Source organism: Flavobacterium sp. FPG59 (assembly GCF_002150205.1).
Classification (GTDB): domain Bacteria; phylum Bacteroidota; class Bacteroidia; order Flavobacteriales; family Flavobacteriaceae; genus Flavobacterium.
The window spans coordinates 1-1,770 of record NZ_MTCA01000349.1 but is presented as its reverse complement, the minus strand read 5'-3'; the positions used below and the strand labels follow the sequence as shown (position 1 = coordinate 1,770).

Annotated in this window: 2 protein-coding genes; one reads left to right on the top strand and one right to left on the bottom strand. The window is 39.6% G+C overall.

The annotated features are described in order from the left end of the window. Positions 1-446, top strand: a 446-nt coding sequence (locus FPG59_RS15850; RefSeq protein ID WP_086455502.1) for a transposase, incomplete at its 5' end; no start/stop codon positions are given. A 1,103-nt stretch (positions 447-1,549) separates the two neighbouring features. Here FPG59_RS15850 and FPG59_RS16780 read toward each other — a convergent pair. Continuing rightward, positions 1,550-1,770: hypothetical protein (locus FPG59_RS16780; protein ID WP_176330775.1), on the bottom strand; the 221-nt coding region annotated here is incomplete at its 5' end.

Here is a 1,770-nt window from a genome sequence, read left to right as displayed (position 1 = left end):
TTAATGCTTTGCAATATTGTCAGGAGAAAAAAGGACTTGAGATTTATGCGTATTGCATTATGCACAGTCATATCCATTTAATGTGCAAAGCCACAAATGGTTTTATTCTATCTGATGTCATGCGTGATTTTAAAAAATACACTTCCAAAAAAATTATTCAAACGATTAAAGAGGAACCAGAGAGTCGCAGGGAGTGGCTTTTGGCATATTTTGAACAAGCGTGTGCGCATCTTAAGAGAGACCAAAGCTATAAAGTATATCAAGACGGCTATCACGCTGAAATAATAGAAACCAATTGGTTCATAAAACAAAAAGTGAATTATATCCACAACAATCCTGTAAAAGAGAAAGTAGTTAGCTCACCAGAGGATTATTATTTTAGTTCTGCTAGCAATTATGCGGGCTTAGAAAATGAATTAGATGTCGTAATGTTGGACTTATTTTAGATTGTTGATGAACTTTGTGGGCACGGAATGCACCCGAGCGATAGCGAACTGACGAAGTAATTCCGCGCGATCAATATCGAGAATGCTCGTCATATCCGAGCCATTGGGGGTTGACTTTGATTGTGGGCACGGAATACAATTCCGCGCGATCGTACGTAGAGACATATCCGCGCGATCGGGATTGCAAATCTGCGCTGTCGTGCTCGTTGCAAACGATCGCCAACAGGAAATTTTATAACAAAAAAGCAACAAGTAAAATTGTTGCTTTTTTGTTTTTACTTGTATTATTTGACTTTGATTATGGGCACGGAATGCAATTCCGCGCTATCAATATCGAGAATGCTCGTCATATCCGAGCCATCGGGTTGTGGGCACGGAATACAATTCCGCGCGATCGTACGTAGAGACATATCCGCGCGATCGGGAAGATTACTATTTTAGTTCTGCTAGAAATTATGCGGGCTTAGACAATGATTTAGATGTTGTAATGTTGGACTTATTTTAGATTGTTGATGAACTTTGTGGGCACGGAATGCACCCGAGCGATAGCGAACTGACGAAGTAATTCCGCGCTATCGTACGTAGAGATAGATCCGCGCTATCGGGTCGGGCTTTGATTGTGGGCACGGAATGCAATTCCGCGCGATCGTACATAGAGATATATCCGCGCGATCGGGTTGCAAATCCGCGCTATCGTGCGTAGAGATAGATCCGCGCGATCGGGTTTTTTTTCTTCTCTTTGTGGGCACGGAAAATATTTTCGCACTATCCCGTTACGCTCATATATCCGAGCGATCGGGGTTTTTAAAACCTGTTAGGTCTAAGTCTTTATATAATTATAGGAAATTATTTTTTGTGTTACTGTATTTGTAGTAGGCACGAAGTGAGAGACATTGGCATAGTAGGCTGTTGGCAATAGTTGCAAACGATCGCCAGCAGGAAATTTCAAAACAAAAAAGCAACAATTTTACTTGTTGCTTTTTTGTTTTTACTTGTATTATTTGACTTTGATTGTGGGCACGGAATGCACCCGAGCGATAGCGAACTGAAGAAGTAATTCCGCTATCAATATCGAGAATGCTCGTCATATCCGAGCCATCGGGTTATATATTATATTTAGGTTCTAAATTTTCTAATCTTATTTTTAATTTCTCAAAATAAGGCAGATAATCATCAGCCATAGATATAAGAAGAGATTCAACATACGCTAATTTTTTGTCATATTTTGCATCATTACAAAGTTTGGAAATGATCAATCCTCTGAACAAAAATTCGGGACCACCAGCTAATAATTCATTCCAATATTTCCCTTCACTTTCTAATT